Below are 26,333 nucleotides of genomic sequence, written 5' to 3'. Positions count from 1 at the left end.
GCGCCTATGGGTGTCTCCACCTCGAACCCGGGAAACTCCCCCGCGGACAAGGGAATTGCCGTAGTCACGGTCGATTTCCCGCCCGTGAACGCACTGCCGGTGAACGGCTGGTTCGAGCTGGCCGACGCCGTGCGCGCGGCGGGCCGCGACCCCGGGATCCGCTGTGTCGTCCTGGCGGCGGAGGGGCGCGGGTTCAACGCGGGCGTGGACATCAAGGAGATCCAGGCGCGCGGGCAGAGTGCGCTGATCGGCGCGAACCGCGGCTGCGCGGAGGCGTTCGCGGCGGTGTACGAGTGCGAGGTGCCGGTCGTGGCGGCGGTCCAGGGCTTCTGTCTGGGCGGCGGGATCGGCCTGGTCGGCAACGCGGACGTGATCGTGGCGAGCGAGGACGCCACCTTCGGACTGCCCGAGCTGGACCGGGGCGCCCTCGGCGCGGCCACCCACCTGGCCCGGCTGGTCCCGCAGCACCTGATGCGCGCCCTGTACTACACCTCGCGCACGGCGACGGCGGCCGAGCTGCACGCGCACGGCTCGGTGTGGCAGGTCGTGCCGCGCGAGAAACTCCCCGGCGCTGCCCTGGAGTTGGCGTCCGAGATCGCCGCCAAGGACGGGCAGCTGCTGCGGCTGGCGAAGGCCGCGATCAACGGCATCGACCCCGTCGACGTACGCCGTAGCTACCGCTTCGAGCAGGGCTTCACCTTCGAGGCGAACCTGAGCGGGCTCGCCGACCGGGTCCGCGACACCTTCGGCAAGGAGGGTGCATAGGTGAGTGACAAGACGATGACCGCCGGCGAGGTCGTCTCCCGGCTGGCGAGCGGCATGACCCTCGGTATCGGCGGCTGGGGCTCGCGCCGCAAGCCGATGGCGCTGGTGCGGGCGTTGCTGCGCTCGGAGATCACGGATCTCACGGTCGTCTCGTACGGCGGCCCGGACGTCGGCATGCTCGCGGCGGCCGGGCGGATCCGCAAGCTCGTCACCCCCTTCGTGACCCTCGACTCGGTCCCGCTCGAACCGCACTACCGCGCGGCACGCGAGAGCGGAGCGCTGGAGCTGATGGAGGTCGACGAGGCGATGTTCATGTGGGGCCTGCACGCGGCGGCGAACCGGCTTCCGTTTCTCCCCGTGCGGGCCGGGATCGGCTCGGACGTGATGCGGGTCAACCCCGGCCTGCGGACGGTGACTTCGCCCTACGAGGACGGGGAGACGTTCGTGGCGATGCCCGCCCTGCGCCTGGACGCGGCCCTGGTGCACGTCAACCGCGCCGACCGGCTGGGCAACGGGCAGTATCTGGGCCCGGACCCGTACTTCGACGACCTCTTCTGCGAGGCGGCAGACACGGCATACGTCTCGTGCGAACGGATCGTCGACACCGCCGAGTTGACGAAGGAGGCGGCGCCGCAGACGTTGCTCGTCAAGCGGTATGCGGTCACCGGTGTCGTCGAGGCCCCGAACGGCGCGCACTTCACGTCCTGCGCCTCCGACTACGGACGGGACGAGGCCTTCCAGAAGCAGTACGCGTCCACGCCCTGGCCGGAGTTCGCGGAGCGGTTCCTCGCGGGGGACGAACACGCGTACCAGTCGGCCGTCCGGACCTGGCACGAGGAGCCTCGATGACCGTCACCCGTGCCCCTCTTCTCCCGCCCACCCGCGCCGAGTACTGCGTGATCGCCTGTGCCGAGGCATGGCGGGACAACGGCGAGGTCCTCGCCAGCCCCATGGGCCTGATCCCCTCCTTCGGCGCCCGCCTCGCCAAGCGGACCTTCTCGCCCGACCTGCTGCTGACCGACGGCGAGGCGATGCTCGTCGGCCTCGACGGGACGACGGAGGGCTGGTTGCCGTACCGGCAGCATCTGACGATGGTCACCGGCGGGCGCCGGCACGTGATGATGGGCGCGAGCCAGATCGACCGGTTCGGGAACCAGAACATCTCCTGCATCGGCGACTGGGAGCGGCCCGCGCGGCAGCTGCTCGGTGTGCGCGGCGCACCGGTCAACACCCTGAACAATCCCACCAGTTACTGGGTTCCGAGGCACTCGCGGCGCGTCTTCGTCGAGAAGGTCGACATGGTCTGCGGAGTCGGATACGACCACGCGGCCGGTGCGCGCTATCACCGCCTCCCGCGTGTCGTCTCCGACCTGGGGGTGTTCGACTTCGCCACCCCCGACCACGCGATGCGGCTCGCTTCACTGCACCCGGGTGTCACGGTGGAGCAGGTCAGGGAGGCGACCGGTTTCGATCTGGATGTCCCCGACGAGGTGCCGCCGACCCGTGAGCCGACCCCCGAGGAACTGCGGCTGATCCGCGAGGTGATCGACCCGGGCGGCACCCGTGCCAGGGAGGTCGCTTCGTGATGGAGACGGCGCTCACCCGGCTGGTCGGGGTCCGGCACCCGATCGTGCAGACGGGCATGGGCTGGGTGGCGGGCCCGCGCCTGGTCTCCGCGTCGGCGAACGCGGGTGCGCTGGGCATCCTGGCCTCCGCGACCATGACCGTCGACCGCCTGCGCGAGGCGATACGGGAGGTCAGGTCCCGGACGGAGGCGCCGTTCGGGGTCAATCTCCGGGCCGACGCCTCGGATGCGGGCGACCGGGTGCGGATTCTGATCGAGGAGGGTGTCCGGGTCGCCTCCTTCGCCCTCGCCCCTTCCCCCGAGCTGATCGCGGAGCTGAAGGAGGCGGGCGTGGTCGTCATCCCCTCCATAGGCGCCCGACGGCATGCGGAGAAGGTCGCGGCGTGGGGTGCGGACGCCGTGATCGTGCAGGGCGGTGAGGGCGGCGGGCACACCGGCGAGGTGGCGACGACCGTGCTGCTGCCGCAGGTGGTGGACGCGGTCCGGATACCGGTCGTGGCGGCGGGCGGTTTCTTCGACGGACGGGGCCTGGTCGCGGCGCTGGCCTACGGGGCGGCCGGGGTCGCCATGGGCACGCGGTTCCTGCTGACGTCGGACTCGACGGTGCCGGACGCGGTGAAGGCGAGATACCTGGCGGCGACGGTCAGGGACGTCACCGTGACCACGGCGGTGGACGGCCTGCCGCACCGCATGCTCCGCACGGACCTGGTGGACGCCCTGGAGAACGCCGGCCGGGCGAGGACCCTCTTCCACGCCGTCCGCCGGGCGGCAGGCTTCCGGAGGCTGTCCGGGCTGTCCTGGCCGCACATGGTCCGCGACGGTCTCGCGATGCGGCACGGCAAGGATCTGTCCTGGAGCCAGGTCCTGCTCGCCGCCAACACCCCGATGCTCCTCAGGTCCTCGATGGTGGACGGGCGTACGGACCTCGGGGTGATGGCCTCCGGCCAGGTCGCCGGGGTGATCGACGACCTGCCGTCGTGCGCGGAGCTGGTGGAGCGGATCGTCTCGGAGGCGGCGAAGACGCTGGAGGACCTGGCGCGGTTCGGGGCCTCCCCGTGATCGTGACGTTCGCCCCCGCCCGCCGGTTCGTCAGAGCCGTTCAATGATCGTCACGTTCGCCTGCCCGCCCCCCTCGCACATCGTCTGGAGCCCGAACCGCCCGCCCGTGCGCTCCAGTTCGTGCAGCAGGGTCGTCATCAGCTTCACACCCGTGGCGCCCAGGGGGTGACCGAGGGCGATGGCACCGCCGTTGACGTTGACCTTGTCGGGGTCGGCGCCGGTCTCCTTGAGCCAGGCGAGGACGACCGGGGCGAAGGCCTCGTTGATCTCGACGAGGTCGATGTCGTCGATGGTCATGCCTGCCTTCTTCAGGGCGTGCGCGGTGGCCGGGATGGGGGCCGACAGCATGCGGATGGGGTCCTCGCCCCGCACGGAGAGGTGGTGCACACGGGCGCGGGGCGTCAACCCGTGCTCCCGCACGGCCCGTTCGGAGGCGAGCAGCATCGCGGCGGCGCCGTCGGAGACCTGCGAGGAGCAGGCGGCGGTGATGGTGCCGCCCTCGACGACGGGGGCCAGCCCGGCCATCTTCTCCAGCGAGGTGTCGCGGCGCGGACCCTCGTCGGCCGTGACCTCCCCGTACGCCACGGTCTCGCGCGCGAAGCGGCCCTCGTCGATGGCGCGCAGAGCCCGCTGATGGGACCTGAGCGCGAACTCCTCCTGGTCACGCCGGGTGATCCCCCACTTCTCGGCGATCAGCTCGGCGCCGTGGAACTGGTTGACGGGGCGGTCGCCGTAGCGCGCCCGCCAGCCCTCGCTGCCCGCGAAGGGGCCCTCGGTGAGGCCGAGCGGTTCGGCGGCCTGCCGGGAGGCGAAGGCGATGGGTATCTGCGTCATGTTCTGGACGCCGCCGGCCACCACCAGGTCCTGGGTGCCGGACAGGACGCCCTGGGCGGCGAAGTGCACGGCCTGCTGGGAGGAGCCGCACTGCCGGTCGACGGTCACGCCCGGTACCTCCTCGGGCAGACCGGCCGCCAGCCAGCAGGTGCGGGCGATGTCCCCGGCCTGCGGCCCCACCGCGTCCAGACAGCCGAAGACGACGTCCTCGACGGCGGCCGGGTCCACCCCGGAGCGCGAGACCAGCGCCTTCAGCACGTGCGCCCCGAGGTCGGCCGGATGGACACCGGACAGACCTCCCTTGCGTCGGCCCACGGGTGTGCGGACCGCTTCGACGATGTAGGCCTCGGACATGTCAACTCCCTTGTTCAGAAGGGCCATTCACGTACGGCGATCCCGTCCAGGACCATCGACAGGTACTGCCGGGCGATCTCCTCAGGGCTGTGCTGCCCGCCGGGCCGGTACCAGGACGCGGCGACCCACACGGTGTCGCGCACGAACCGGTAGGTGAGCCGGATGTCTAGGTCGGCCCGGAAGACCTCGGCGGCGACGCCCCGCTCCAGCGTGGACAGCCACGCCTTCTCGAACTTGCGCTGCGACTCGGCGAGGAACGCGAAACGCTCCTGCGGCGCGAGCTGCTTGGACTCCTTCTGGTAGATCGCGACGGCGGCGCGGTGCCGGTCGATCTCCCGGAAGGACTCGGTGACCAGGGCCTCCAGGGTCTCCCGGGGGCCGAGTTCGGCGTCCAGGACGGTGTCGTAGCCCTCCCAGAGCTCGTCGAGGAAGCTGCGCAGGATCTCCTCCAGCATCGATTCCTTGGAGTCGAAGTGGTAGTAGAGGCTGCCCGCGAGCATCCCCGCCTGGTCCGCGATCTTGCGGACGGTCGTCGCGTTGTACCCCTGCTCGGCGAAGACTTCCGCGGCGGTGTCGAGGAGTTCGCGGCGGCGCTCCGGCGAGGCGGTCACCTGGGGCTTCTTCTTGGTAGGCACGGGGTCATTGTCGTCCTACGCGTGCTGACTGCTGACGGCGACGACCTCGCCCGTCATGTACGACGAGTAGCCGGACGCCAGGAACACGATCACGTTGGCCACCTCCCACGGCTCGGCGTACCTCCCGAAGGCCTCGCGCGCGGTCAGCTCCTCGAGCAGCTCGGGCGAGGTGACCTTCACCAGGTGCGGGTGCATGGCGAGGCTCGGCGACACGGCGTTGACCCGCACTCCGTACGCGGCGGCCTCGATCGCCGCGCAGCGGGTGAGCGCCATGACCCCGGCCTTCGCGGCGGCGTAGTGGGCCTGCCCGGCCTGGGCGCGCCAGCCGACGACGGAGGCGTTGTTGACGATCACTCCGCCGGCGCCCTGTTGCTTGAGGAGCCGCAGCGCCGCCCGAGTGCACCGGAACGTGCCGTTCAGGGTCACGTCGAGCACCTTGGACCACTGCTCGTCAGTCATGTCGACGAGGTCGGCGGTGCCGCCGAGGCCCGCGTTGTTGACGACGACGTCGAGCCGGCCGTGCAGCCGGACGGCCTCGTCGAGGAGGGCTTGGACCTGTGTCTCGTCGGTGACGTCGCAGGGCAGTGCATCGACGCGGTCGGCCCCGAACTCCCCGGCCAGCGCCGCCTGGTGTTCCTTGAGCCGTCGGGCGTGCGCGTCGCTGATCAGCACGCGCGCGCCCTCCTCCAGGAAGCGGCGGGCGGTGGCGCCGCCGATCCCCGCGCCCGCGGCGGCGGTGACGACGGCGGTGCGCTCCTTGAGCAGGCCGTGCCCGGGTACGTACGCCGGAGTCTCGACGTCTGTCATACCGCCACGCTAACCTACCAAACACTTGTTAGGGAAGGTTGCCGCCGAAGGGTGCCGCCCATGGATCTCACGCACTCCCCCGCCGACGAGGCGTTCCGCGCCGAGGCCCGGGACTGGCTCGCCGGGCATGTGCCCGCCTCCCCGCTGCCGTCCCTGGAGACCGCGGAGGGCTTCGCGGCGCACCGCGCGTGGGAGGCCCGACTGGCCGCGGACCGCTGGTCGGTGGTGTCGTGGCCTGCGGAGTACGGCGGGCGGGACGCGGGGCTGCTGCGGTGGCTGCTGTTCGAGGAGGAGTACTACGCGGCGGGCGCCCCGGGCCGGGTGAGCCAGAACGGCATCAGCCTGCTCGCACCCACGCTCTTCGACCACGGTACGCAGGAGCAGCGCGCGCGGGTGCTGCCGCCGATGGCCGGCGGCGAGGTCGTCTGGGCGCAGGCGTGGTCCGAGCCGGAGGCCGGTTCCGACCTGGCCTCGCTGACCTCCCGCGCGGTGCGCACGGACGGGGGCTGGCGCTTGAGCGGACAGAAGACGTGGTCGTCGCGGGCCGCTTTCGCCGACCGTGCCTTCGGTCTGTTCCGCAGCGAGCCGGACACCCCGAAGCCCCACCAGGGGCTCACCTACCTGATGTTCGACCTACGGGCCCCCGGAGTCACCGTCCGCCCGATCGGCCGCCTCGACGGCAGACCGGCCTTCGCCGAGCTGTTCCTCGACGAGGTGTTCGTCCCCGACGAGGATGTGATCGGCGAGCCGGGCCAGGGCTGGCGGGTCGCCATGTCGACAGCGGGCAACGAACGCGGACTGACCCTGCGCTCGCCGGGCCGCTTCCTCGCCTCCGCCGACCGGCTGTTCGCGCTGTGGCAGGAGCGGGGAAGCCCGGCGTCGGCACGGGACCGGGTGGCGGACGCGCTGATCGGCGCCCGCGCGTACGAGTTGTTCGCCTACGCGGGCGCGTCCCGTTTCCTGGACGGCGAGTCCCTCGGCCCGGAGTCCAGCCTGAACAAGGTCTTCTGGTCCGAGTACGACATCACCCTGCACGAGACAGCACTCGAACTCCTGGGATCGGAAGGCGAGCTGGCGGACACCGGCTGGTCCGAGGGGTATGTCTTCTCCCTCGCGGGCCCCATCTACGCGGGCACGAACGAGATCCAGCGCGACATCATCGCCGAGCGCCTGCTCGGACTGCCGAAGGGCCGCCGCTGATGCGTTTTCTTCTCGACGCCGAACAGCGGGCGTTCGCCGACTCGTTGGACGGTCTGCTGTCCTCGGCGGACACTCCGTCGGTCGTACGGGACTGGAGTCGCGGCGACCACACGTCCGGCCGGGCGCTGTGGTCCCGTATCGCCGCCGCCGGGGTCTTCACCCTCGCGATACCCGAGGCGTACGAGGGGGTGGGCCCCCTCCCCGTCGAACTGGCCGTCGCCTTCGTGGAGTTGGGCCGCCATGCGGTGCCGGGCCCCCTGGTGGAGACGGTCGCGGCGGCCGTCCTCCTCACGGAGTCGGCCGACCCGGGTCCCGCCAAGCGGCTGCTCCCCCGGCTGGCCTCCGGCGAGGCGATGGCCACGCTCGCGCCCCCGGGGTCGTACGCACTGGACGGCGACGCGGCGGACCTGCGGCTGGTCCTGACGGCCGACGGGTTGCGCCTCGCCCCTGACCACGGCCCGGTGCGGCCCTCCCTCGACCCGGCCCGGCGCCTCACGGCTCTTCCCCCGAGCGGCGAACTCCTGGTCGCCGAGCCGCCGTTCGTACGCGCCCTTCGCTGGGCCCGGCTCGCCACCGCCGCCCAGGCGCTCGGCGTCGGACTCGCCCTGCTGGACAGGACGGTGGCGTATGTCGGGCAGCGCACCCAGTTCGGCGTTCCCATCGGCTCGTTCCAGGCGGTCAAGCACCGCCTGGCGGACGCGAAGATCGCCCTGGAGTTCGCCCGGCCACTGCTGTTCGGCGCGGCGTTCACGATGACGGAGCGCGACGTCGCCGCCGCCAAGGTCGCGGCCTGCGAGGCGGCGTACGCCACCGCACGCACCGCCCTCCAACTGCACGGCGCGATCGGCTACACGGCGGAGTACGACCTGTCGCTGTGGCTGACCAAGTCCCGTGCGCTGCTGGGCGCCTGGGGCAGTCCGGACGAGTGCCGGGCCGCCGTGCTCCACGGTGTCAGTGGTGATGGTCGCCGCTCGTGAGCTCCCGGTACTCCTCGGCCGTCGGCTTCGCGATCCGTGTCCCGGGCCCGAACATCGCCTGGGCGAGCCGGGCGCGCAGCCGCTGGGAGGGTTTGACCGGACGCCGGACCCCGTTCGCGTCGACGAGCGCACCCACCTCGTAGGGCGGACTCTGCTCGTGCTGGGTGAGCGTGAACCTCTGGGCCTGCGTGAGAGGTTCATGGACCTCGACGAACTCGCCGTGCGGCAGCCGTTTGATGAGGCCCGACTCCCGCCCGTGCAGCACCTTGTCGCGGTCCCTGCGCTGCAGCCCGAGGCAGATCCGCTTGGTGACGACGAACGCGGCGACCGGTACGACGAACACCCCTACCCGCACGAACCAGGTGATCGCGTTGATCGACAGATGCAGATGCGTGGCCACGATGTCGTTGCCACCGCCGATCAGCAGCACCGCGTACAGGGCCAGCCAGGCCACGCCCAGCCCCGTGCGCACGGGCGCGTTGCGCGGCCGGTCCAGGATGTGGTGCTCGCGTCTGTCCCCGGTGATCCATGCCTCGACGAAGGGATAGAGGCCGATGGCGAGCAGGATCAGCGGGAAGAGCGTGAAGGGGATGAAGACGCCCAACTCCAGGGTGTGACCCCAGGCGTTGATCTCCCATCCCGGCATCACCCGGATCAGCCCCTCGGAGAAGCCCAGGTACCAGTCGGGCTGGGCGCCGGTGGTCACCAGGTCCGGCCGGTAGGGCCCGAAGGCCCACACGGGGTTGATCTGCGCGATCCCGCCCATCACCGTCAGCACACCGAAGACGAGGAAGAAGAAGCCGCCCGCCTTGGCCATGTAGACGGGCAGGAAGGGCATGCCGACGACCGACTTCTGGTCGCGGCCGGGCCCGGGGTACTGCGTGTGCTTGTGGTAGAAGACCAGGATCAGATGGGCGACGACCAGCCCCAGCATGATCCCGGGCAGCACCAGGACATGGATCGGGAAGAGCCGCGGAATGATGTCGTGGCCCGGGAACTCGCCGCCGAAGAGGAAGAAGGAGAGGTACGTCCCCACGATCGGGGTGGCCAGGATGGCGCCGTCGGCGAAGCGGATGCCGGTGCCGGACAGCAGGTCGTCGGGGAGCGAGTAGCCGGTCAGGCCGGTGAGGATGCCGAGGAACAACAGGGTCCAGCCGAACACCCAGTTGAGCTCGCGCGGCTTGCGGAACGCGCCGGTGAAGAACACCCGCATCATGTGCACGAGCATGCCCGTGACGAAGACGAGCGCGGACCAGTGGTGGATCTGCCGGATCAGCAGGCCGCCGCGCACGTCGAAGCTGATGTCGAGGGTGGACTCGTACGCCCTCGTCATGGAGATGCCGTTGAGGGGCGTGTACGAGCCGTTGTAGATGACCTCGACGCCGCTCGGCTCGAAGAACAGGGTCAGATAGACGCCGGTGAGGATCAGGATGATGAAGCTGTAGAGGCAGACCTCGCCCAGCATGAACGACCAGTGGTCCGGGAAGACCTTGCGCATGTTCGCCTTGGCAAGCGCGTAGAGCCCGAGCCGCCCGTCGGCCCAGTCGGCGAGCCGCTCGCCCGAACCCGGCCCGTCACCCCGGTCGGCCTGCCTCGTCCCGTCCGGCCTCGTCCCGTCGGACCTCGCGCCGTCCGGCCTCGTCCCGGCGGGCGTCACCGAACTGCCCGTTCCCGTCGCCCCGTTCACCGATCGTGCGCCGTCCATGCGTCGCCTCCCCCTCGGATCACCTCAGGGTGGCACGCCGGACGGGCTACGCCAACGGGGCCGTCAGCCCTGCCCGCGGGGTCGGTTCACGCGTCGGCCGGAGGCGGCGGTGTCGGAAGGCGGACGACCGCCGCCGCCCCCGCCGCGTGCAGCACCGTGCCGCCGTCCGTGAGCAGCGCCGCGTCGTACGGCTCCAGGTGCATCCCCGACACCTCGGCGGGCGCGTCGAGCGCGAGGACCAGCATGGCCGTGCCCGGCCGGAGGGCGAAGGGCACCCGGCCGCGCACCACGGCGACGGCCGGGGCCGGCTCCAGGCCCCTGCGCCACATGACGTTGAAGTTCACGACCGGCCCGTCGAGCAGCCGGCAGTCGGTGGGGACGTCGCCGGGGAAGTCCTGCGGTACCAGGCGGGTGTCGAGGATCCGCCGCTCGCCGCCCACGGTCAGGTCCATACCCGCGCCCTCGACCACGGTGAGGGTGCGGTCGGCCTCGGCGAAGGCGGAGAACGGCCCGTCCGCGCCGACCTCGGCCAGGCTGACGCGCCACACGAAGTCGTCCATGCCCGCGCCAGGCGGCCACGCGGCGATCTCGCGGGTCACCCCGCCGCCGTTCTTCCAGGCCACGGCGGCGCGCCCGGCGGCGGGAAGGAGCCTGATCACCGCACGATCCCCTGCACCCGGGCCGCCGCCAGCCACTGCGGGAACTCCCCCACGAGACGGTCGTACAACTCGTCGTCGGACACCTGGCGCGGGTCCGAACCGGCGTGGAAGAACCCGGCGTTGTCGACGGGCCGCTTCTGCGGCACCGCCAACTCGTCGAGCTTGCGCAGGAATTCGAACTGTCTGCTGCCCGGGTCGCCGAACCCGATGAACTGCCAGAACAGCGGGAGCTGCGCCGCCTTGCACAAGTACCGTTCGGCGGCGAGCTTGTTGATCGGTCCGCCGTCGGTCTGGAAGACGACGAGGGCGGGGTCCTTCGAGCCGCTGTCCAGGTAGTGGTCGATGACCGCGTCCATGGCGAGGTGGTAGCTGGTCTTGCCCATGTGGCCGAGGCCGGCCACGATCCGCTCGATCCGGCCCTGGTGGCCGGCGAGTTCGATGTCGGTCTCGGCGTCGATGTCCGTGGAGAAGAAGACGACCGGGACCCGTCCGTCGTCGTCGAGGTGGGCGGACAGGCCGAGCACGCGGTCTGCGAGCGCCTGCACGCTGCCGTCCTTGTAGTACGGCTTCATCGAGCCCGAGTAGTCGACCACCAGATAGACGGCGGCCCGCTGATCGCTCAGCCCGTGCTTGGTGAGGGACACTCCCGCGCTCTTGTACAGGCTGACCAGCGCGGGCGCGGTCTCCTCCACCTTCGCGAGGCTGATCGCGGCCATGCGGGCTCCCTTCGGTCCTGGACGGAGGTGTCGAGGCTACGTCACCGGCGCCCCGTCCTCCCGGCCGTCCCTCAGGTTCGCTATTTTGTTCGCCGCCGACCCCACCGGCTCGTCGTCCCTTCATCCCTCAGCCTTTCGTACGTGCCTCAAGGAGCCGGTCGTGGAATCCGAGTCCGCCGAGACCACCGAGTCCGACGTCACCACCTGTTATCGCCATCCCAAGGTGGAGTCCCATGTGCGCTGCACCCGGTGCGACCGCTACATATGCCCGTCCTGCATGCGCGAGGCGGCGGTCGGCCACCAGTGCGTGGAGTGCGTGAAGGAGGGCGCCCGGTCGGTGCGGGGGGCCCGCACGGTCTTCGGCGGCCGTATCTCGGCGGTGCCCCTCGTGACGTACGTGCTGATCGGCCTCAACGTGCTGGCATACCTCGCCGAGTTGGTACGCCCCGCAGTGGTGGACCGGTTCGAGATGCTCGGCGCGGAGCTGCTGGGTCCTGACGGCGGGCACTACTACTGGCAGAGCGCGTACTCCGCGGACTTTCACGCGTCCGGTGTCGTGGATGGGGAGTGGTACCGACTGCTCACCGGCGCGTTTCTTCATCTGCCGCCCACCGAGGGGACGTTCGGGATCGCGCACATCGCGATGAACATGTTCTCGCTGTGGAGCATCGGCCGGGTCGTGGAGGCCCAGCTCGGCCGGGTCCGCTACCTCGTCCTGTACCTGCTCTCCGCGCTCGGCGGCTCGGTCCTGGTGCTGCTGATCGCGCCCGCCGACCACACGGTCGGCGCCTCCGGCGCGATCTTCGGGCTCGGTGCGGCGTACTACGTGATGGCCCGCCGTCTCGGCGCCGACATGCGCACGGTGAACCGGTTCATGGGCAGCCTGCTGGCCTGGCTGGTTCTCTCGGCGTTCTTCACGTCCTGGCAGGGCCACCTCGGCGGCCTGCTGGCGGGCGGTCTGGTCACCCTCGCCTACGCGTACGTGCCCCGCGACAGCCGCCGCACCCTGGTGCAGGTCGCCATCTGCGCGGGCCTCCTTGTGCTGCTGGTGGTGCTCGCGGTGGGGAAGGTCGCATCGCTGAAGAGCGGCGCGGCGTAGGGGTTTCGGGTCGGGCCGTGTGCCCGTCCGCCATACCCTGTGCGCCATGAAACGAGCCGGTTGTCTGCTTTTCGCCGCTGTGCCCGTCCTCGTCACCGCGGCGGTCTACTTCGTCACGCCCGAGCACCCGGACCAGGCGGACGGCAAGAGGGCCACATCGGCGGCGCAACAGGCCCGCCAGGACGCCAAGAAGCAGGCCGAGCGGTCCGCCGACGACGAGCTGATCGCGGACCTGCCGCCCGGACTCGCCGCACCGGCGGAGAAGGAGCTGGCCCAGAAGATCGTGGCGAGCGCCGAGAACTCCACACTGGACTGGCGCAGCGCGTACGGCTACGTCGAGGACATCGGCGACGGCCAGGGCTACACCGCGGGCATCATCGGCTTCTGCACGGGCACCCACGACCTGCTCACCCTGGTCGAGCGCTACACCGAGGACCACCCGGGCAACGGGCTCGCCCGTTTCCTCCCCGCGCTGCGCGAGGTCGACGGCACGGACTCGCACGCCGGCCTCGACGGCTTCCCGGCCGCATGGAAGAAGGAGGCCCGGGTCGGTGCCTTCCGCGCGGCCCAGGACACCGAGCGCGACCGCGTCTACTTCGACCCGGCCGTCCGCCTCGCCAAGCTCGACGGGCTCGGCACGCTCGGCCAGTTCATCTACTACGACGCGATGGTCCTGCACGGCCCCGGCACGAACGCCGACAGCTTCTACGGTCTGCGCGAGCGCGCGGTGCGGAAGGCCGACCTGCCGTCCGGGGGCGGCGGCGAGAAGGAGTACCTGGACGTCTTCCTCGACATCCGCCGCGCGACGATGAAGTCCAGGAACCCCGACCGTGACACGACCCGCATCGACACCGCCCAGCGGAAGTTCCTCCACGACGGGAACCTGGCCCTGAAGCCGCCGCTGACGTGGAAGGTGTACGGGGAGACGTACCACGTGCCGTAGAACCTGCCCGGCGGTCGCGCCGGACAGGCTCCAACAGGTCTCTCAGCGCGCCCACTTCTCCTTCAGCACTTCCTCCGCGGGCTTGCCGTGCGGGGTGTAGGCGAGCTTCGCCGGGGTCTCGCCGCTGTCCGGCCAGTCATCCCACATCCACCAGCAGACCCCGGCCCACCACCGGCGGCCCTCGAAGGTGTCGAGCAACGCCCGGTAGGCGGCGGCCTGTTCGGCGTTGCCGGAGCGTCTGCTGACGGTCCAGGAGTACGGGGCGGTCGTGGCGCCCCGCTGGCTGACGTAGCCCGCCTCGGTGAACAGGACGCGGCGGCCCTGCTTCTCGGAGAACGAGGCGAGGCTCGCGGCGATCGGCTTCCAGCCTCGGCGCAGCCGGGCGGTGTCGTCGGTGGGCTTGTCGGACAGCGGCCAGTAGGCGTCGATCCCGATGAGGTCGAGGTCCTTCCAGAAGCGGATCCGGCGGTACTCGTCGTAGTTGGCGGCGTAGGTCAGGGGGCCGTCGTATTTCTGGCGTACGGCTGCGATGACCGTCCTCCAGTCGGCGCGGTCACCCGAGACGCCCGCCAACTCCGTTCCCACGGCGAGCTGTTCCACGTCGGTGTCCGCCGCCAGGTCCGCGTAATGGCTGATGAACTTCCGGTACGCGGTGAACCAGGCGGTCCGGTCGCGGGGGCGGATCCCGGCGCGGTCGACGTCGCCGGGCAGGTCCACGTGCGGCTTGATCATCACTTTGAGGCCGGCCCGGTGGGCGCGGCGCACGATCCGCCGCAGACCTGCGTCGCTCGCGGTCTCCTCGGTGGTGTGCAGCGAGGAGTCGGTCGGGTGCGTCTGGTACCAGGTCGGGGTGAAGGTGACCCAGCGGGCGCCGGTCGCCCGGATGTCCCGCAGATAGGTGGCCGCGGCCGGGCTGTCGTAGTCGGTCCGGTTCCAGGAGGGCAGGGTGATGCCGCGCATGGCGGCCGCCGCGCCCCGTTCGTCCGCCGAGGTCTTCCTCCCGTCCTTCGTGGCCGTCCGCTTCCCCGCCGTTCCCTTCGCCGTGGTGCAGCCGCTCACGGCGAGGAGGACCGCTGCCACGGTGGCAGCGGTCCTCCTCAGGGCGTGAGCCCTCACAGGGCGGCCGGGCTGACGAACGTGTAGCCGAGGGCCTTGATCCCGGCGACGGTGTCCTTCAGCGGCTGGAGCGGGTAGTAGGGGTGGTAGAAGAAGCTGGCGAATCCGTCCCGCACCGCGAGATTGGCCTTGGCCGAGGCGATGAGGTCGGCGGGCAGCCGTGGCGGGTGGTTGTTGAATGCCTCCGGTTCGTAATTCCCGATGTTCTCGGGAAGCACTTTGGTCCCGTACACGTCACGCACCACATACGGGAAGAACTGTCCGATGAACCGGTTCGGGTCCGCCTGGGCGCCGCTCAGCGTTCCGGCGAAATACAGTGAACGCTCAAGCCGGGCATTGAAGTTGGCGCTGAACACCTTGTAGTCGGCGGCCGATCCCGCGTAGTGCGGAGTGGTCCACAGCACCGGCTTCGGAAGGCCCGCCTTGGTGAACTCGGCCAGCGCGGCGGTGACCCTGCCCTGGGCCCAGAGGGTCGAGTCCTCGGCGACCGGACCGTCGTAGACGACGTTGTTCGCGGCGTCCACATGCGCCCGGTAGAACTCGAAGTCGTCGCCGGTCACTCCGTCGTAGGGATTGGCGATATTGCTGTACTGGTGCGTGTATCCATGGTCCATGAGGACCGCGCCCCGGTTCAGCATGTATTTCAGGGCGCTGACCACCTGCGGACGCTGTGAAAGCGTGATGGTCTGCGGTACGCCGTTGTTGTAGGTGCCGTTGGGATCCGTGTAGACGGGAATCACGTTGATGCCGTACGGGATCTTCTGGGCGTAGAGATAGTCGGCCATGGACTTCAGGTCGGCCGGGTTCGAGTCGGGGCTGATGTCCTCCAGGCGCATCAGGGCGCGGTGCCGGACGGTGGTGGCGGGCGCGAGGGCGTCGAAGAGCAGGTCCTCGGCGGCGATGACGCGGTCGCTCTCGGAGACGTAGGCGAAGGGGATCTCACCGATGTAGGTGAGGTTGGACGACCTGATGGCCCAGCCGAAGGTGTGCCCGTTCGAGGTGTCGAGGCCCTCCGCGAGGCGGGTGACCGCCGGATATCCCGTCCCCGTCAGGACGTTGGGGCGCAGCACGCCGCCGTCCTGCCCGGCCGGGATCTTCCGGGTGAGCGTCTGCCCCTTGTACGTCACCTGCGTGACCGTTCCGACGCTGCCGCCGTCCTCGTAGTACGAAGTCGTCGGATCCCAGCCGTACTTCTGGGTGAAGGGCGTGATGCCGACGGTGTTGGCCATGCCCCAGATGTTGGCGCCGATCCAGGTCACGGGCTTCGTGGTGGCGGCCGCGTCCTGGTAGAAGGCGGCGGGGATGGCGTCCGGGATGTCACCGCCGTAGTAGGTGGAGCCGAGGTAGACGACGGCCGCATACGAGTCGAGCATGCCGGCGGTGTACTGCTGGACCGGCTTGGCGGTCACGGTGCCGAAGTGGCCGGCGAGGTTGGCCTCGGCCATCGCGTACAGCTCGCCCAACTGCCCGTAGGGGCCTGCCGTGTCGTAGAGGACGAGGGTCGCCGGGTCCGCCGCCGCGGCGACGTCCGCCTTCCGGAACACGGCGGCCTGGGCGCGTACCGCCGTGGCGGAGGCTGCCAGGGTCGTGGTCGCCGTCCTGAAAGACGCCGACTTCTTGGGATGCTTGGCCTGGCGCGCCTTGTCGGCCTTGACCTGGGCCGTCGCCCAGGCCTTGAGGTCGATACGGTTCAGTCCGGAACGGGTGCCGCGGCCCTCGCCGTGGTGTCTGCCGCCGGGGCCCGCCTGTGCGGATGTGGCCATGAAGGTGCCGCCCAACAGGGCGGCGAGAAGCATCAGAACGAGGGTGACGCGGGACAGTCCCCGGTGCCCTTTCGGTGGTTTCCACAATGATCTCATGATCCATTCCCCCCACTTTGCCAATCATTGACAAAGCCTTTTGCTGAGAATAAGGTCCCAGATTCTTCTGCGGGATCTCGAAGGGTGTCAATGGGCCGGTCGACGCATTCTTCGAGGGCCATCAGACCCGACCTACGGGACCATGGACGGCAATTTCAACTTAGCCCCCTGAGCCGTCATCTTCGTCTGCTAACTTCACTTTTCACGCGATGGGGACGCGTGAAGAAAAGTGGGGGGACGATGTACGGACGACCCGCCCTGGGGGCTCTTCTGCCCTTGGCAGGGGCGATGGCCGCGCCGGAGGCAATACCCGGCATGCCTTTGGCCAAAGCATTGCAGGAAACCGCTGGAATCGGATTCCTGTTCTATTGCCTGACGGCGTTGCTGATAATCCTTGCGCGGATCAGGCTGCGCAGGGGAACGGTACGCGAAGCTCGGGCGAACGTCAGGAGCAGCCATGATCAATGAGCTGTTCCTCTGGGCCAGTATCACGCTCATCGTGATGGCCGGCTGCTACAACACCAGTCTGTTCGCGCTCTCCCGGCGCAGAATACGCCGCGAGCGCGGACCCCGAAGAGAACGCTTCTACGTATTCCTCCTCGCCTGCCTCAACGAGGAGAAAGTGCTTTCCGAAAGCCTGGCGCGGATCACCGCTCTGCCCGCCGGGAATTTCATGGCCCTGGTCATCGACGACGCGTCGGACGACCGTACGGGCGAGATAGCGCTTGCCGCCGACCCCGACCGGGTCCGGCTGCTTCGGCGCAATCTGCCGAACGCCCGCCGGGGCAAGGGAGCCGCACTCAACGACGGGGTGCGCCACCTGCGGGAATCCGGTCTGCTCGCGGGCCACGACCCCGCCGACGTCGTGCTCTGCGTGGTCGACGCCGACGGGCGCCTCGATCCGCATGTCGTGCAGTCGGTGGACCCCTGCTTCGACGATCCGCAGACGGGCGCGGTGCAGATCTGCGTCCGTATGTACAACCGCGAGGAGGGGCTCCTCGCCCGGATGCAGGACATGGAGTTCGTCGTCTACGGCGACGTCTTCCAGAGTGCGCGGCGCTTCATCGGCAGCGTCGGCATGGGCGGCAACGGCCAGTTCATGCGGCTGTCGGCGCTCAACACGCTGGACGGCGACGGCCCTTGGAGCGACAGCCTCACCGAGGATCTCGACCTCGGGGTGCGGCTGCTGGCCAAGGGCTGGACCAACCAGCACTGCACCACCGCCTCGGTGTCCCAGCAGGCCGTGCTCGACGTCAAGCGCCTGATCCGGCAGCGATCCCGCTGGTTCCAGGGCCACTTGCAGTCGGCGAACCTCGTCCCGCTCATCCTGCGGGAGGTGCCGACCCGGGCAGCACTGGACCTGCTCTACCACCTGTCCAGCCCGGTGCTCATCCTGCTCACCTCGCTGCTGCCGCTGTCCTTCCTCGTCGCTCTCGGCGCCACCATCGTGGCCTCGGTGCAGGTGGGACACCCGCTCGTCTCGCCGATGTGGCTGCTGGGCCCGTATCTGCTGTCGTTCACGGCCGCCTACGGATACGGCTTCGTGTACGCCAAGCGTGAGCGGAAGCTCGGGCTGATCCGCTCGGTGCTGCTCGCGCATGTCTTCGTCTTCTACGGCTACATCTGGTTCGCCGCCGGCTGGTGGGGGTTCTGGCGGATGCTGACCGGTCAACGGGGCTGGCTGAAGACCGCCCGCACCTGAGGTTCTTCAGGCCCTTCCGGGGCGTGGCCCAGTCCCCGCGCGCTCCCGTTCCCTCTCCAAGCGCACGCCGCTCGTGCGCCCCTCAACTCTGCTCTGTCATCGGCGAGTTGCCGATTCCGCTCTCTCATCTCATCTCATCTGATCTCTGATCAACCTCGCGCGACTGCGCTCGCGCATGCCCAAGGGGGGCCCATGTCCACACACCCGCAAGCCGTGCCCGTACGCGCCATGCTTGTACTCGGCACCCGGCCGGAGGCGATCAAACTGGCGCCCGTGGCGCGGGCCATGTCCACCAGCACACGGTTCGAGCCGATCGTGGTCACCACCGGACAGCACCGCGAGATGCTCCACCAGATGCTCGGGCTGCTCTGCGTCGACGTCCGGATCGCCCTCGACGTGATGCGCAGCCGCCAGCAGCTGTCCGAGCTGACCGCCCGCCTGATCGGCGAGCTCGGCGAGGCCATGCGCCAGCAGCGGCCCGACCTGGTCGTGGTGCAGGGCGACACCACGACCGCGCTCGCCGGGGCCCTCGCCGCGTTCTACGAGAAGATCCCGGTCGCCCATGTCGAGGCCGGGCTGCGCACCGGAGTCATCGACAACCCCTTCCCGGAGGAGCTCAACCGCAGCCTCATCGGCCGCATCGCCCGCTGGCACTTCGCTCCCACGTCCAAAGCCGCCAGGCACCTGCTGGACGAGGGCGTGCCCGCGGAGCAGGTGTTCACCACCGGCAACACCGTGATCGACAACCTTCTGTGGGTGCTCGCGGAGGGCTCCGGAACCTCCGCCTTCCGCACCGGCGCCAAGCGGATCCTGGTGACCCTGCACCGCCGGGAGAACCAGGGCGACCGGATGCGCGGCATGGGCCGGGCGCTGTGCCGGCTCGCCGAGCGCGGGGACGTGGAGATCGTCCTGCCACTGCACAAGAGTCCCGCCGTACGGGACGTCCTGCTGCCCGAACTCGAAGGCAGGACCGGCATTTCCCTGATCGAGCCGCTCGGTTACGTGGACTTCGCCGCCACCCTCGCCGAGTGCGACATCGTGCTGACGGACTCCGGGGGCATTCAGGAGGAGGCGCCGAGCCTGAGCAAGCCGGCGCTCGTGCTGCGGACGACCACCGAGCGCCCGGAGGCGGTGGAGGCGGGCGCGGCCCGGCTGGTCGGCACCGATCCGGACGCCATCGTGAGCGCCGCGACGGCGCTGCTCGACGACCCCGCCGCGTACCGGCTCATGGCGCGTGCGGGCAACCCGTTCGGGGACGGGAAGGCCGCGGAACGCGTGCTGGCCCAGCTGGCCGAGGACTTCGCCGCTGATGTACCGGTCACGCTCGCCTCCCCGAGGCCATACTCGACGGCATGACCTCGTCGCCTCCGCGCCACCCATGGCGGATTCCGCTGAGTCCGCCGGAGCGGAGAGGACGCTTCCTCGCCCTCCTGGCACTGGCCGCCGCGCTGATCGCCGTCCTGGCGATCACGCTGAGCCAGTGCCTGGGCGGGGACACCGCGGCACCGGTCAAGCCGTGGATGGACGGCTCCACGCACGGCCGCTGGTTCTCGGTGTTCAACGGCCACGGCACCAACTCGGGCGACAACGACTCGCTGTCGCTGTCGCCGATGGCGGCCGAGGACCCCGGCACCACACACGCCGGACTGGTGGTCAGCACGGCCTCGTACGGCGATCTGCGCTATGGGGCCCGGATGCGGACGATCCGGCAACTGCGCGACCCCTCCCCCAACCCCTGGGAAGTGCCGTGGCTGGTCTGGGCGTACACGGACCCCGAGCACTTCTACTACATCACCCTGAAGCCGAACGGCTGGGAACTGGGCAAGCGTGACCCCGTCTACCCCGGCGGCCAGCGCTTCCTGGCAACGGGGAAGGAGCAGTTCCCGGTGGGCAAGGACTACAAGGTCGTCGTGGAACAGCACGGCCCCGTCCTCACGGTCACGGTGGCGGACGACCACCCGGACCACCCCCTGGTCACCTTCACCGACACCGAACGCCCCTACCTGCAGGGCAGAGTGGGCGCCTACACCGAGGACGCGACCGTCAAGTTCGAGGACCTGAAGGTGAGTTGACGCCACCCGTCCCCGGACATGCCGCGGCGCCTGCCGGTGTCCGGTCGGGGACAAGGCAAGCGCCGCGTGGTGTTCCGCACGCCTTTGTGCGGGACGTCTATTGGGGTGATACGGGTCAGACCACCAGCGAACGGTCCGTCGGACGAATCGGCGCCGGAAGGTCACTCGCACCCGTGAGGAAACGATCCACACCGCGAGCGGCCGAGCGGCCCTCCGCGATGGCCCAGACGATCAGGGACTGGCCGCGACCCGCGTCACCGGCGACATAGACGCCGGGGATGTTGGTCGCGAACTCGGCGTCGCGGGCGATGTTGCCGCGGGCGTCGAGCTCCAGGCCGAACTGGGAGACCACGCCGTTCTCGACGTCGGTGCCGGTGAAGCCCATGGCCAGCGTGACGAGCTGGGCGGGGATCTTGCGCTCCGTGCCCGGCTTCGGGGTCAGCTTGCCGTCGATGAACTCGACCTCGGTGAGGTGCAGCCACTGGACGTTGCCGTCCTCGTCACCCTCGAAGTGGGTGGTGGAGACGGAGTAGACCCGCTCGCCGCCCTCCTCGTGCGCGGAGGTGACCTTGTACAGCATGGGGAACGTCGGCCAGGGCTGGCCCGGGTTCCGCTCCTCGCCGGGCTGCGGCATGATCTCCAGCTGCGTGACCGAGGCCGCGCCCTGGCGGTGGGCGGTGCCCACGCAGTCCGCGCCGGTGTCGCCGCCGCCGATGACCACGACGTGCTTGCCCTCGGCGGTGATCGGGGGCGTCACGAAGTCGCCCTCCTGCACCTTGTTGGCCAGGGGCAGGTACTCCATGGCCTGGTGGATGCCGGTCAGCTCCCGGCCGGGGACGGGGAGATCACGCGCGGTCGTCGCACCGGCGGCGATGACCACGGCGTCGTACCGCTTGCGCAGGTCGGTCGCCTTGAGGTCGCGGCCGATCTCGATGCCGGTACGGAAGCGGGTGCCCTCCGCGCGCATCTGCTCGATACGGCGGTTGATGTGCCGCTTCTCCATCTTGAACTCGGGGATGCCGTACCGGAGAAGGCCTCCGATGCGGTCCGCGCGCTCGTAGACGGCGACCGTGTGGCCGGCCCGGGTCAGCTGCTGGGCGGCGGCGAGACCCGCCGGGCCCGAGCCGATGACCGCGACGGTCTTGCCCGACAGGCGCTCGGGGATCTGCGGGGCGACATCGCCCGTGTCCCACGCCTTGTCGATGATCGAGACCTCGACGTTCTTGATCGTCACGGCGGGCTGGTTGATGCCGAGGACGCACGCCGACTCACAAGGGGCCGGGCACAGACGACCGGTGAACTCCGGGAAGTTGTTCGTCGCGTGCAGGCGCTCGGACGCGGCGGACCAGTCCTCGCGGTACGCGTAGTCGTTCCACTCGGGGATCAGGTTCCCGAGCGGACAGCCGTTGTGGCAGAACGGGATACCGCAGTCCATGCAGCGCGAGGCCTGCGTGGGGATGATGGGGAGCAGCGAGCCCGGAACGTAGACCTCGTTCCAGTCACGCACACGCTCCTCGACCGGACGGGTCCTGGCGACCTCGCGGCCGTGGTTGAGAAAGCCCTTGGGATCAGCCATTGGTCGCCGCCTCCATCATCTTCTCGGTGATCTCGGACTCGGTGAGTCCGGCTCGCTCGGCGGCGTCCTTGGCGGCGAGCACTGCCTTGTACGTGCTGGGGATGATCTTGCTGAAGCGGTCCACCGCGGTGTCCCACTCGGCAAGGAGCTTCTCGGCTACGGTCGAGCCCGTCTCCTCCTGGTGGCGGCGCACCACGTCGTGCAGCCACTGCTTGTCGGTGTCGTCGAGGGCCTCGACGGCGCCGGCGCTGGCGACGTTCACGTTGTCGCGGTTCAGGTCGACGACGTAGGCGATGCCGCCCGACATACCGGCGGCGAAGTTGCGGCCCGTCTCGCCGAGGACCACCGCGTGACCGCCGGTCATGTACTCGCAGCCGTGGTCGCCCACGCCCTCCGAGACGACCGTGGCACCCGAGTTGCGGACGCAGAAGCGCTCACCGGTGCGGCCACGCAGGAAGAGCTCGCCGCCCGTCGCGCCGTACGCGATGGTGTTGCCCGCGATGGTGGAGAACTCCGCGAGGTGGTCGGCGCCCCGGTCCGGGCGGACGATGACGCGGCCGCCGGACAGGCCCTTGCCGACGTAGTCGTTGGCGTCGCCCTCCAGGCGCAGCGTGACACCGCGCGGCAGGAAGGCGCCGAAGGACTGGCCCGCGGAGCCGGTGAAGGTGATGTCGATGGTGTCGTCGGGCAGGCCCGCGCCACCGAACTTCTTCGTCACCTCGTGGCCGAGCATGGTGCCGACCGTGCGGTTGATGTTGCGGATCGCGACCTGGGCGCGGACCGGCTGGGCGTCGGTCGCGGCGTTCGCGGCTAGGGCGTCGGCGGCGAGCTTGATCAGCTCGTTGTCGAGCGCCTTCTCCAGGCCGTGGTCCTGCTCGATGACCTGGTGCAGCGGCGTGCCCTCGGGCAGCTCGGGCACGTAGAAGAGCGGGGTCAGGTCCAGGCCCTGCGCCTTCCAGTGGTCGACGGCGCGGGTCACGTCGAGCGCCCCGGCGTGGCCGACGGCCTCCTCGATGGTGCGGAAGCCCAGCTCGGCGAGGATCTCGCGGACCTCTTCGGCGATGAACTTGAAGAAGTTCACGATGTACTCGGCCTTGCCGGCGAACCGGTCGCGCAGCACCGGGTTCTGCGTGGCGATGCCGACCGGGCACGTGTCGAGGTGGCAGACGCGCATCATCACGCAGCCGGAGACGACGAGCGGCGCGGTCGCGAAACCGAACTCCTCGGCGCCGAGCAGCGCCGCGATGACGACGTCACGGCCGGTCTTCAGCTGCCCGTCGGTCTGCACGACGATGCGGTCGCGCAGGCCGTTGAGCAGCAGCGTCTGCTGGGTCTCGGCGAGACCGAGCTCCCAGGGACCGCCCGCGTGCTTCAGCGAGGTGAGCGGGGAGGCACCCGTACCACCGTCGTGACCGGAGATCAGTACGACGTCCGCGTGCGCCTTGGAGACACCCGCGGCGACCGTGCCGACGCCGACCTCGGAGACCAGCTTCACGTGAATCCGCGCCTGCGGGTTCGCGTTCTTCAGGTCGTGGATCAGCTGGGCCAGGTCCTCGATGGAGTAGATGTCGTGGTGCGGCGGCGGGGAGATCAGGCCGACACCCGGGGTCGAGTGACGGGTCTTGGCCACCCACGGGTAGACCTTGTGGCCGGGCAGCTGGCCGCCCTCGCCGGGCTTGGCACCCTGCGCCATCTTGATCTGGATGTCGTCCGCGTTGACGAGGTACTCCGACGTCACACCGAAGCGGCCGGAGGCGACCTGCTTGATGCTGGAGCGCCGCGCCGGGTCGTAGAGACGGTCCGCGTCCTCGCCGCCCTCACCGGTGTTGGACTTGCCGCCCAGCTGGTTCATCGCGATGGCGAGCGTCTCGTGCGCTTCCTTCGAGATGGAGCCGTACGACATGGCACCGGTGGAGAACCGCTTGACGATCTCGGAGACCGGCTCGACCTCGTCGATGGAGATCGCTTCCCGGTCGCTCTTGAAGCCGAACAGGCCGCGCAGCGTCATCAGCCGCTCGGACTGCTCGTTCACGCGGTCCGTGTACTTCTTGAAGATGTCGTAGCTGCCGGTACGCGTCGAGTGCTGGAGGCGGAAGACCGTCTCCGGGTCGAACAGGTGCGGCTCGCCCTCGCGGCGCCACTGGTACTCGCCGCCGATCTCCAGGGCGCGGTGCGCGGGCGCGATGCCGGAGGCGGGGTACGCCTTGGCGTGCCGGGCTGCGACCTCCTTGGCGATGACGTCGAGACCGGCGCCGCCGATCTTCGTGGCCGTGCCGTTGAAGTACTTCTCGACGAAGGCCGTTTCGAGACCGACGGCCTCGAAGACCTGGGCGCCGCGGTAGGAGGCGACGGTCGAGATGCCCATCTTCGACATGACCTTGAGGACGCCCTTGCCGAGCGCGTAGATCAGGTTGCGGATGGCCTGCTCGGACTCGATGCCCTGAAGGAACGTGCCTGCGCGGACGAGGTCCTCGACGGACTCCATCGCCAGGTACGGGTTGACGGCCGCGGCGCCGAAGCCGATGAGGAGGGCCACGTGGTGGACCTCGCGGACGTCGCCGGCCTCGACCAGCAGGCCCACCTGGGTGCGCTGCTTGGTGCGGATGAGGTGGTGGTGGACGGCCGCGGTGAGCAGCAGCGAGGGGATCGGCGCGTGCTCGGCGTCGGAGTGCCGGTCCGACAGGACGATCAGACGGGCGCCGTTCTCGATGGCCGCGTCGGCCTCGGTGCAGATCTCCTCGATGCGCGCAGCGAGGGAGTCGCCACCGCCGGAGACCCGGTACAGGCCGGACAGGGTCGCGGCCTTCATGCCCGGCATGTCGCCGTCGGCGTTGATGTGGATGAGCTTGGCCAGCTCGTCGTTGTCGATCACCGGGAAGGGCAGGGTGACGCTACGACAGGACGCGGCGGTCGGCTCGAGAAGGTTGCCCTGCGGGCCCAGCGAGGAACGCAGCGACGTGACGAGCTCTTCGCGGATCGCGTCCAGCGGCGGGTTGGTGACCTGCGCGAACAGCTGGGTGAAGTAGTCGAAGAGCAGCCGGGGGCGCTGCGAGAGCGCGGCGATCGGCGTGTCCGTACCCATCGAGCCGATCGGCTCGGCGGCGGCCTTGGCCATCGGCGCGAGGATGATGCGCAGCTCTTCCTCGGTGTAGCCGAAGGTCTGCTGGCGACGGGTGACCGAGGCGTGCGTGTGCACGATGTGCTCGCGCTCGGGCAGGTCGGACAGCTCGATCTCGCCGGCCTCCAGCCACTCCGCGTACGGCTTCTCGGTGGCGAGGCCGGCCTTGATCTCGTCGTCCTCGATGATGCGGTGCTCGGCCGTGTCGACGAGGAACATCTTGCCGGGCTGCAGGCGGCCCTTGCGGACGACCTTCGCGGGGTCGATGTCGAGGACGCCGACCTCGGAGCCGAGGACGACGAGGCCCTCGTCGGTCACCCAGTAGCGACCGGGGCGCAGGCCGTTGCGGTCGAGGACCGCGCCGACCTGGGTGCCGTCGGTGAAGGTGACACAGGCCGGGCCGTCCCAGGGCTCCATCATCGTGGCGTGGAACTGGTAGAAGGCGCGGCGGGCCGGGTCCATGGAGTCGTGGTTCTCCCACGCCTCCGGGATCATCATCAGCACCGAGTGCGGCAGCGAGCGGCCGCCGAGGTGGAGCAGCTCCAGGACCTCGTCGAAGGAGGCGGAGTCGGAGGCGTCGGGGGTGCAGACGGGGAAGACGCGGTCCAGCTTCTCGCTGCCGAACAGGTCGGAGACGAGCTGCGACTCGCGGGCCTTCATCCAGTTGCGGTTGCCCTTGACCGTGTTGATCTCACCGTTGTGCGCGACGAAGCGGTACGGGTGGGCGAGCGGCCAGCTCGGGAAGGTGTTCGTGGAGAAGCGGGAGTGCACGAGCGCGATCGCGGAGGCGAAGCGGCGGTCGGACAGGTCCGGGAAGAAGGGCTCCAGCTGGCCGGTGGTCAGCATGCCCTTGTAGACGATCGTGCGGGCGGAGAGCGACGGGAAGTACACGTCGGCCTCGCGCTCGGCGCGCTTGCGCAGTACGAACGCCTTGCGGTCGAGGTCGATGCCGCTGCTCGCGCCGTCGGTCACGAAGATCTGGCGGAAGGCCGGCATCGTCGAGCGGGCGGTGGCGCCGAGCAGCTCGGGGGCGACCGGGACCTCGCGCCAGCCGAGGACGGTGAGTCCCTCGTCGGCGGCGATGGTGTCGATCTGCGCGGCCGCTTCGGCGGTGCCGTCACCCGGCAGGAAGGCGATACCGACGGCGTACGCACCGGCCTCGGGCAGCTCGAAGCCCGTGACCTCACGAAGGAACGCGTCGGGGACCTGGGACAGGATGCCCGCGCCGTCACCCGAGTCGGGCTCGGAGCCGGTGGCACCGCGGTGCTCCAGGTTGCGCAGAACCGTGAGCGCCTGCTCGACCAGCGCGTGGCTCGCCTCGCCGGTGAGGGTGGCCACGAAGCCGACGCCACAGGCGTCGTGCTCGTTGCGGGGGTCGTACATACCCTGCGCAGCAGGGCGAGCATCCATGAAGGACCAGTTCTGGCCGTTCGTGGAGTGCTGGGACGGCTGGCGCGGCGTACGCATCGGCTCTCCCGTCGTCGTCGTGGCATATGACATCTGCCGAGGGACGACGTTGGCCCTCTGCTGGGTGCAAAATTTCGTGCAGGTT

The 26,333-nt window shown here is 69.9% G+C and carries 21 protein-coding genes; 11 read left to right on the top strand and 10 right to left on the bottom strand.

What is annotated here, in order from left to right:
- Positions 1–6 precede the first annotated feature (6 nt).
- The 4 genes from AB5J56_RS33170 to AB5J56_RS33155 are packed head-to-tail and all read left to right on the top strand — an operon-like array spanning position 7 to position 3,409.
- The gene (locus AB5J56_RS33170) at positions 7–765 is read left to right on the top strand and encodes an enoyl-CoA hydratase family protein (protein ID WP_369238071.1); all 759 of its coding nucleotides are present in this window, start codon (positions 7–9) and stop codon (positions 763–765) included.
- Positions 766–1,614, top strand: coding sequence for a CoA transferase subunit A (locus AB5J56_RS33165; RefSeq protein WP_369238069.1), 849 nt, complete (start codon positions 766–768; stop codon positions 1,612–1,614).
- Positions 1,611–2,351, top strand: a complete 741-nt coding sequence (locus AB5J56_RS33160) for a CoA-transferase subunit beta (protein WP_369238067.1) — start codon at positions 1,611–1,613, stop codon at positions 2,349–2,351. Before AB5J56_RS33165 ends, AB5J56_RS33160 begins: the two co-directional genes overlap by 4 nt.
- Entirely contained in the window at positions 2,351–3,409 is a 1,059-nt protein-coding gene (locus tag AB5J56_RS33155; protein ID WP_369242952.1) for an NAD(P)H-dependent flavin oxidoreductase, read from the top strand. Before AB5J56_RS33160 ends, AB5J56_RS33155 begins: the two co-directional genes overlap by 1 nt.
- A gap of 30 nt (positions 3,410–3,439) precedes the next feature.
- On the opposite strand, the gene AB5J56_RS33150 is transcribed toward AB5J56_RS33155, so the two are convergent.
- From AB5J56_RS33150 to AB5J56_RS33140, 3 genes are read right to left on the bottom strand one after another with little or no spacing between them, the layout of a single operon-like run.
- The gene (locus AB5J56_RS33150; RefSeq protein WP_369238065.1) at positions 3,440–4,597 is read right to left on the bottom strand and encodes an acetyl-CoA C-acetyltransferase; all 1,158 of its coding nucleotides are present in this window, start codon (positions 4,595–4,597) and stop codon (positions 3,440–3,442) included.
- A gap of 14 nt (positions 4,598–4,611) precedes the next feature.
- Entirely contained in the window at positions 4,612–5,232 is a 621-nt protein-coding gene (locus AB5J56_RS33145) for a TetR/AcrR family transcriptional regulator (protein WP_369238063.1), read from the bottom strand.
- Positions 5,233–5,247: 15 nt separating this feature from the next.
- A complete protein-coding gene (locus tag AB5J56_RS33140) occupies positions 5,248–6,039 on the bottom strand; it encodes an SDR family oxidoreductase (RefSeq protein ID WP_369238061.1) in 792 nt (263 codons plus the stop codon).
- A 60-nt stretch (positions 6,040–6,099) separates the two neighbouring features.
- Here AB5J56_RS33140 and AB5J56_RS33135 point away from each other — a divergent pair, with 60 nt between their 5' ends.
- On the top strand, positions 6,100–7,239 hold the full coding sequence (locus AB5J56_RS33135; RefSeq protein ID WP_369238059.1) for an acyl-CoA dehydrogenase family protein: 1,140 nt from the start codon (positions 6,100–6,102) through the stop codon (positions 7,237–7,239).
- Positions 7,239–8,216, top strand: a complete 978-nt coding sequence (locus tag AB5J56_RS33130) for an acyl-CoA dehydrogenase family protein (RefSeq protein ID WP_369238057.1) — start codon at positions 7,239–7,241, stop codon at positions 8,214–8,216. Before AB5J56_RS33135 ends, AB5J56_RS33130 begins: the two co-directional genes overlap by 1 nt.
- Here AB5J56_RS33130 and AB5J56_RS33125 read toward each other — a convergent pair.
- From AB5J56_RS33125 to AB5J56_RS33115, 3 genes are all read right to left on the bottom strand, one after another.
- Complete coding sequence (locus AB5J56_RS33125) at positions 8,191–9,921, bottom strand: cytochrome bc complex cytochrome b subunit (RefSeq protein WP_369238055.1); 1,731 nt, start codon at positions 9,919–9,921, stop codon at positions 8,191–8,193. The two genes, AB5J56_RS33130 and AB5J56_RS33125, sit on opposite strands and share 26 nt — an antisense overlap.
- Positions 9,922–10,007: 86 nt before the next feature.
- Positions 10,008–10,580, bottom strand: a complete 573-nt coding sequence (locus AB5J56_RS33120; RefSeq protein WP_369238053.1) for a HutD family protein — start codon at positions 10,578–10,580, stop codon at positions 10,008–10,010.
- Entirely contained in the window at positions 10,577–11,296 is a 720-nt protein-coding gene (locus AB5J56_RS33115) for a VWA domain-containing protein (RefSeq protein ID WP_369238051.1), read from the bottom strand. Before AB5J56_RS33115 ends, AB5J56_RS33120 begins: the two co-directional genes overlap by 4 nt.
- Positions 11,297–11,456: 160 nt before the next feature.
- Here AB5J56_RS33115 and AB5J56_RS33110 point away from each other — a divergent pair, with 160 nt between their 5' ends.
- Entirely contained in the window at positions 11,457–12,395 is a 939-nt protein-coding gene (locus tag AB5J56_RS33110) for a rhomboid family intramembrane serine protease (RefSeq protein ID WP_369238049.1), read from the top strand.
- Positions 12,396–12,441: 46 nt separating this feature from the next.
- On the top strand, positions 12,442–13,338 hold the full coding sequence (locus tag AB5J56_RS33105; protein ID WP_369238047.1) for a chitosanase: 897 nt from the start codon (positions 12,442–12,444) through the stop codon (positions 13,336–13,338).
- A gap of 42 nt (positions 13,339–13,380) precedes the next feature.
- Here AB5J56_RS33105 and AB5J56_RS33100 read toward each other — a convergent pair whose 3' ends face one another.
- Both AB5J56_RS33100 and AB5J56_RS33095 read right to left on the bottom strand, forming a co-directional pair.
- On the bottom strand, positions 13,381–14,418 hold the full coding sequence (locus AB5J56_RS33100) for a hypothetical protein (RefSeq protein ID WP_369238045.1): 1,038 nt from the start codon (positions 14,416–14,418) through the stop codon (positions 13,381–13,383).
- Positions 14,419–14,450: 32 nt separating this feature from the next.
- Positions 14,451–16,250, bottom strand: coding sequence for a DUF2334 domain-containing protein (locus AB5J56_RS33095; protein ID WP_369238043.1), 1,800 nt, complete (start codon positions 16,248–16,250; stop codon positions 14,451–14,453).
- A 520-nt stretch (positions 16,251–16,770) separates the two neighbouring features.
- On the opposite strand from AB5J56_RS33095, the gene AB5J56_RS33090 reads away from it, so the two are divergent.
- The 3 genes from AB5J56_RS33090 to AB5J56_RS33080 all read left to right on the top strand — a co-directional run bounded on the left by AB5J56_RS33090 (position 16,771) and on the right by AB5J56_RS33080 (position 20,087).
- Positions 16,771–18,015 carry a glycosyltransferase gene (locus AB5J56_RS33090; protein WP_369238041.1) on the top strand — a complete coding sequence of 415 codons (1,245 nt, stop codon included), beginning with the start codon at positions 16,771–16,773 and terminating at the stop codon, positions 18,013–18,015.
- A 192-nt stretch (positions 18,016–18,207) separates the two neighbouring features.
- The gene (wecB, locus tag AB5J56_RS33085; protein WP_369238039.1) at positions 18,208–19,371 is read left to right on the top strand and encodes a non-hydrolyzing UDP-N-acetylglucosamine 2-epimerase; all 1,164 of its coding nucleotides are present in this window, start codon (positions 18,208–18,210) and stop codon (positions 19,369–19,371) included.
- Positions 19,368–20,087: a calcium-binding protein gene (locus tag AB5J56_RS33080; RefSeq protein WP_369238037.1), complete on the top strand. Its 720-nt coding sequence runs from the start codon at positions 19,368–19,370 to the stop codon at positions 20,085–20,087. Before wecB ends, AB5J56_RS33080 begins: the two co-directional genes overlap by 4 nt.
- A 115-nt stretch (positions 20,088–20,202) precedes the next feature.
- Here AB5J56_RS33080 and AB5J56_RS33075 read toward each other — a convergent pair whose 3' ends face one another.
- Positions 20,203–21,663, bottom strand: a complete 1,461-nt coding sequence (locus AB5J56_RS33075; protein ID WP_369238035.1) for a glutamate synthase subunit beta — start codon at positions 21,661–21,663, stop codon at positions 20,203–20,205.
- Positions 21,656–26,248 (bottom strand): glutamate synthase large subunit, encoded by a 4,593-nt coding sequence (gene gltB / locus AB5J56_RS33070; protein WP_369238033.1) that lies wholly within the window; start codon positions 26,246–26,248, stop codon positions 21,656–21,658. The genes AB5J56_RS33075 and gltB overlap by 8 nt, the downstream gene beginning before the upstream one ends.
- Between the last annotated feature and the right edge of the window lie 85 nt (positions 26,249–26,333).

The sequence above is a fragment of the Streptomyces sp. R21 genome (assembly GCF_041051975.1).
GTDB lineage: Bacteria > Actinomycetota > Actinomycetes > Streptomycetales > Streptomycetaceae > Streptomyces.
This window is presented reverse-complemented; position numbering and strand designations above follow the sequence as displayed.

Coding starts and splice junctions, on each gene's coding strand:
- AB5J56_RS33170 (WP_369238071.1), top strand. CDS start 7: ATGGGTGTCTCCACCTCGAACCCGGGAAACTCCCCCGCGGACAAGGGA.
- AB5J56_RS33160 (WP_369238067.1), top strand. CDS start 1,611: ATGACCGTCACCCGTGCCCCTCTTCTCCCGCCCACCCGCGCCGAGTAC.
- AB5J56_RS33155 (WP_369242952.1), top strand. CDS start 2,351: ATGGAGACGGCGCTCACCCGGCTGGTCGGGGTCCGGCACCCGATCGTG.
- AB5J56_RS33150 (WP_369238065.1), bottom strand. CDS start 4,597: ATGTCCGAGGCCTACATCGTCGAAGCGGTCCGCACACCCGTGGGCCGA.
- AB5J56_RS33140 (WP_369238061.1), bottom strand. CDS start 6,039: ATGACAGACGTCGAGACTCCGGCGTACGTACCCGGGCACGGCCTGCTC.
- AB5J56_RS33135 (WP_369238059.1), top strand. CDS start 6,100: ATGGATCTCACGCACTCCCCCGCCGACGAGGCGTTCCGCGCCGAGGCC.
- AB5J56_RS33130 (WP_369238057.1), top strand. CDS start 7,239: ATGCGTTTTCTTCTCGACGCCGAACAGCGGGCGTTCGCCGACTCGTTG.
- AB5J56_RS33125 (WP_369238055.1), bottom strand. CDS start 9,921: ATGGACGGCGCACGATCGGTGAACGGGGCGACGGGAACGGGCAGTTCG.
- AB5J56_RS33115 (WP_369238051.1), bottom strand. CDS start 11,296: ATGGCCGCGATCAGCCTCGCGAAGGTGGAGGAGACCGCGCCCGCGCTG.
- AB5J56_RS33105 (WP_369238047.1), top strand. CDS start 12,442: ATGAAACGAGCCGGTTGTCTGCTTTTCGCCGCTGTGCCCGTCCTCGTC.
- AB5J56_RS33095 (WP_369238043.1), bottom strand. CDS start 16,250: ATGCTTCTCGCCGCCCTGTTGGGCGGCACCTTCATGGCCACATCCGCA.
- AB5J56_RS33090 (WP_369238041.1), top strand. CDS start 16,771: ATGATCAATGAGCTGTTCCTCTGGGCCAGTATCACGCTCATCGTGATG.
- wecB (WP_369238039.1), top strand. CDS start 18,208: ATGTCCACACACCCGCAAGCCGTGCCCGTACGCGCCATGCTTGTACTC.
- AB5J56_RS33080 (WP_369238037.1), top strand. CDS start 19,368: ATGACCTCGTCGCCTCCGCGCCACCCATGGCGGATTCCGCTGAGTCCG.
- AB5J56_RS33075 (WP_369238035.1), bottom strand. CDS start 21,663: ATGGCTGATCCCAAGGGCTTTCTCAACCACGGCCGCGAGGTCGCCAGG.
- gltB (WP_369238033.1), bottom strand. CDS start 26,248: ATGCGTACGCCGCGCCAGCCGTCCCAGCACTCCACGAACGGCCAGAAC.